5 protein-coding genes and 1 pseudogene are annotated in these 4,277 nt (G+C 30.5%); 1 reads left to right on the top strand and 5 read right to left on the bottom strand.

Annotated elements, in window-relative coordinates; translation table 11 throughout:
* Window positions 1-180: pseudogene (locus tag ACFX5F_RS16110) on the top strand (IS4 family transposase); the annotation flags it as partial.
* A gap of 36 nt (window positions 181-216) precedes the next feature.
* Here the strand turns inward: ACFX5F_RS16110 and ACFX5F_RS16105 are convergent.
* The 5 genes from ACFX5F_RS16105 to ACFX5F_RS16085 form a co-directional block, all read right to left on the bottom strand.
* On the bottom strand, window positions 217-1,209 hold the full coding sequence (locus ACFX5F_RS16105; RefSeq protein WP_379853047.1) for a 2-hydroxyacid dehydrogenase: 993 nt from the start codon (window positions 1,207-1,209) through the stop codon (window positions 217-219).
* Window positions 1,210-1,227: 18 nt separating this feature from the next.
* Window positions 1,228-1,584 carry a hypothetical protein gene (locus ACFX5F_RS16100; protein WP_379853046.1) on the bottom strand — a complete coding sequence of 119 codons (357 nt, stop codon included), beginning with the start codon at window positions 1,582-1,584 and terminating at the stop codon, window positions 1,228-1,230.
* 315 nt (window positions 1,585-1,899) lie between these two features.
* Window positions 1,900-2,094, bottom strand: coding sequence for a hypothetical protein (locus ACFX5F_RS16095; protein WP_073209943.1), 195 nt, complete (start codon window positions 2,092-2,094; stop codon window positions 1,900-1,902).
* Window positions 2,095-2,381: 287 nt separating this feature from the next.
* On the bottom strand, window positions 2,382-2,831 hold the full coding sequence (locus ACFX5F_RS16090; protein ID WP_379853045.1) for a ferritin-like domain-containing protein: 450 nt from the start codon (window positions 2,829-2,831) through the stop codon (window positions 2,382-2,384).
* A gap of 340 nt (window positions 2,832-3,171) precedes the next feature.
* Window positions 3,172-4,005: an ice-binding protein gene (locus ACFX5F_RS16085; protein ID WP_379853044.1), complete on the bottom strand. Its 834-nt coding sequence runs from the start codon at window positions 4,003-4,005 to the stop codon at window positions 3,172-3,174.
* Window positions 4,006-4,277: the final 272 nt, after the last annotated feature.

Genomic DNA, 4,277 nt, shown 5'->3' with positions numbered 1-4,277 from the left:
GTCTGGTGTTATAAAATTGGAGATTTTATTGATGAGAAAATTAAAAAGATAAAAATCAAAAAACACGGCAGAAGGTCTGTTAGTGTATTCAAATACGGACTGGATTATTTATCTAGAGTTCTATTAAGTGGATTTAATTTACTAGAAATCAGAATATTTCAGTTTTTGTCATGTACTTAAGTATTTTATATAAAAAAAGTAAAATCAATTAATATCTTATAATTTGACTTCATTTTCTAAAAGTAATCCTTCTTCAAAATCCGTGAAGTTTTTTAAGGTAGTAATGGCAATTTGATTTAACGCTTCTTTTGTAAAAAATCCTTGATGAGGTGTAATCAAAACATTATGAAATGCCATTAATCGTTCTATTAGATCATCTTTGATAATACTTTCAGACAGATCGTTAAAGAATAAATTTTCTTCTTGTTCATAAACATCGATTCCTAAATACCCCAATTGACCATTTTTTAATGCATCAATTGCATCGGATGTTTTGATTAAAGCGCCTCGACTAGTATTAATCAGCATGACTCCTTTTTTTACTTTAGAAAAGGTTTTAATGTCAAAGAGATATTTTGTTTTCAAATTTAGAGGGCAATGCAGTGAAATTATATCTGAGTTTTTAAATAAGTCAACCAAGGTTGTGTATTCAATGCCTTTTTCTTTGAGCTTTTCAGATTCAGTAATATCATAGGCAATAACTTTGCATCCAAAACCTAACATTATTTGGCAGAAAGCCACACCTATTTTTCCGGTTCCAATAACTCCAACCGTTTTTCCATGAAGATTAAATCCAATAAGGTTTTCTAATGAAAAATTGCTCTCGCGTACTCTATTGTAAACTTTATGTGTTTTTCTATTTAGGGTCAAAATTAATGCTACTGCATGCTCAGCAACCGCTTCAGGAGAATAAGCAGGAACTCTCATTACTTTTATATTTTTCTTTTTTGCGGCTTCGATATCTACATTATTAAAACCTGCACTTCTTAAATCAATAAGTTTAACACCTATTTTGAAAAGTTTATCAATCGCTACTGCATCTATTTTATCATTGACAAATATGCAAACAGCCTCAAATCCTAGTGCTAAATTAGTTGTATCAGCATTTAGAGGTGCTTCAAAGTAAGTAAGCTGATGCCTGTTATTACTGTTGAATTTATCTAGATATTCTCGATCATGTGGTTTTGTACTAAATACTGCTATTTTCATTATTTAATTTTAAATTGATTAACCGTTATCTTCCTCTAAATCATTATGATTGTCGCCGCCGGTACTGAAATAGTTGTTTTCCTCGTCTTCACTTCCTATATTTTCTTGTATGTCATCTAATTCTGTACCTGGAATATCTAAATCATTTCCTGACATATCCTGATCATAATTTTTCACATTAGATGCGCCAATTTGATCTCTTTCAATTGCCTCTTCCATTTTGTCAATGTCTTCAGGATCTATATCGCTTTCTTTCTGATTTTTGTTACAAATATCGTCACTGGAGGGATAGATTTGATGATCAGGGAAATTGTCCTGATTCTCTTTATTTAATTCCTTTTTAAGCGGTTTCGAGATAATTGCTTTCTTTTTCATTTTTTTAGTATTTAAAAATCCAAGTTAGGAATAGTATAATAAAACACTATTACAAAATTAAGGGTAAGAGTTGTATTATTCACATTTTAACAGGTAATTTATTAAAAACAAATAAAATTTAAGTGTTTGACAATCAGGTTTTTATATTTATTATGATTGAATATTAAAAAGTAGAAAATTGATCGGCGAAGGAATATCGAAAAGGGACGAACACGAAAAATCGCTTTTGAATATTCGAAAATACCAAAGCGATTTTTTTAACCTATATAGAATTAGTTCTATTAAAAAAAACACAACTATTTAACCGATTTTAAATTATGCTTCGTCCTTTGTGGTGCGAACTAAGCTAATTCCTGATACAAAGAACACAATTCCAAGAACACCATAAATGATGAGAGATTTTATATCCTGTGTTTCACCTGAAGTGCTGCTAAACACTATTGCAGTGTATATAAGACCACCTATTCCGAGAGCTGTAAGTAATGCTCCAAAGATTCTTTTAAGATTCATAATTTTCTTTTTTAGATTTGTTAGTATATTTTTTTTTAATTAGATGTTTTCAAATGATTAATTGACTTTAAAGTAAAGAGAAAAAAAATTAAATCTCTTACGATTAGCATCATAATTATATCACAAATGTATTTTTATAAAGTCTAAAAATTGTTATATAATTGTCAATAAAACTTACATCATTCACACTTGAAAAGTAAAAGACTAGAGTCTAAGTTTGAGAAAAAATAAAAAAAATATGCAGAGAAAACGTATTGCGGTTAACGCATATTTTTGATTAGAAATTATTAAGCCATCAAATCGCGTAAGTTTTTGATTTTGTCATGATTTGCTTTTATAGCTGAATGTTGTTCTTTTATCATCAGTAATTGCTCTGGAGTTAGATCTTCGATGTGACTTAATGCATCGTTGTAAGTTTGAACAGCAACGTCTTCTCCATATTCACATGAATTAACAATGGCCTTCCTGTCGCTACCGGTAATCGCTGATTTGATATCCATCCATATTCGATAGAATTTACCGGAGGTAGTTGTTCCTTCTGTAGGTTTTCCACCTAATCTTTTTACTTCTGCAACAAGCTCAGCTTTACATTTCAGACTGGTTTCAGTAAAATGAGAAAACAATGTTTTCAAGTCTGTTTCATCAGCTTCCTTTGAAGCGGTCTCATATCCCTCAATTCGATCGTTATTGATTTGGATTAGGGAATTTAATATGGTAATTGTTTTTTCAGTATCCATTTTTTTTAATATTTATAGAGTGAATTAATTTTCACAATACAAAGTTCAGTAAAATGTGAACTACTATTTTTATACAATTAGTTAAATTTTTTGTAACATTTACATATCATTAAGTAATTGATATACAGTATTTAAGATTAATTTAATTGTGTAATTTTTTAATTTCTTATTATGTTTTAATAATTAGAAATAAAGGATACTGAAAGTTAAAAAATATTATTTAAAGTGATTTAAAAACGTAACTTTCTATACGGCATAAGTGTTTGAAACATTATCAAAATTGCAAAAAAAAAGGCTATCCGTTAGGACAGCCTCTTCTCGAGAATTGAATTATTTTACTTTATTGTGGTTTCGTAACCGAATTCATTTGTAGAGTTACGGCAGTTTGTGCTAACATTCTTCCGTTGATCGTAGCTCCAGTTTGTAAATTAATACCGGTCATTCCTAATATGTTACCTTCAAAATGACTAGTCGTTCCACATGTAACAGCGTCAGAAGTTACCCAGAAAATATTTTTAGCTTGAACTCCTCCTGTTAATGTCATTCTAACAGCGGAACTCAATTTAAGTGTACCAGCGACTTGGAAGATAAAAACATCTGTTGGGCTACCTGCAATAGTTATATCAGTTGGAATATTAAGCGCAGTTGTCCATTTGTACAAACCTGGCGTAAGTGTTTTTCCACCGATACTTCCAGCACCTAAATTTAGAAAATCAGGGTTTGTTCTTCCAGCTGCATCAGTGTATGCTGTTTGCATATCTCCAATTGCTGTCGTTAATCGTGTAGCGTTAGTTACACTACAAGGAAGTGGACCAGCTGCATCAACAGTATATATTGTTCCCACTACTTCTGTACAGCTAACTAAAATAGCAGCGCCTGTTATTGGACTTGAACCAATATCACCTGTAATTGCGGATTTATAAACATCGGTAATTCCTGTTTTTGATAAAATAGCAAAATCTCCTGCAATACCAAGATTTACAGGATTCAACGAACCCGTGCTTGGCGTTATATTATAGGTTTCATTAACAGCATATATGTTTGAAGTTGAACCATCTGATTTTGCAACGGCAGAACTATTGGCAGTTGAATTTTCAGCAGTATCATTATTACAACTGGACAAAAATACTACCGAAAGCAATGCAAGGGTAGATAGTGTGTTTTTTAATTTCATAACTCATTTATTTATTTTGTGACTTATTTATCACATCACAAAGGTGAACGGTTTGCTACCCAAAGAAGTTATAACATATGAGTTTAATGTTGTACTATTCAACTATTTTTATAAATAATGAATGAAAATTCTTTTTTATTAATAGAAAAAATAATAATTTAACCCGTTGGGTGTAATTATTTAAAGCAAAATAAATTGATTAGATATTGGTCAAGATACTGAAATTCAGTATCTTGAAGTCGCTAAACAACCAATATCTATGTCAAATATAG

The organism is Flavobacterium zhoui, assembly GCF_042787235.1.
In the GTDB taxonomy this organism is placed as follows: Bacteria; Bacteroidota; Bacteroidia; order Flavobacteriales; family Flavobacteriaceae; genus Flavobacterium; species Flavobacterium zhoui.
The sequence above is the reverse complement of the archived record's forward strand: the minus strand, read 5'-3'. Positions and strand labels throughout refer to the sequence as shown.

Coding starts and splice junctions, on each gene's coding strand:
- ACFX5F_RS16105 (WP_379853047.1), bottom strand. CDS start 1,209: ATGAAAATAGCAGTATTTAGTACAAAACCACATGATCGAGAATATCTA.
- ACFX5F_RS16100 (WP_379853046.1), bottom strand. CDS start 1,584: ATGAAAAAGAAAGCAATTATCTCGAAACCGCTTAAAAAGGAATTAAAT.
- ACFX5F_RS16095 (WP_073209943.1), bottom strand. CDS start 2,094: ATGAATCTTAAAAGAATCTTTGGAGCATTACTTACAGCTCTCGGAATA.
- ACFX5F_RS16090 (WP_379853045.1), bottom strand. CDS start 2,831: ATGGATACTGAAAAAACAATTACCATATTAAATTCCCTAATCCAAATC.
- ACFX5F_RS16085 (WP_379853044.1), bottom strand. CDS start 4,005: ATGAAATTAAAAAACACACTATCTACCCTTGCATTGCTTTCGGTAGTA.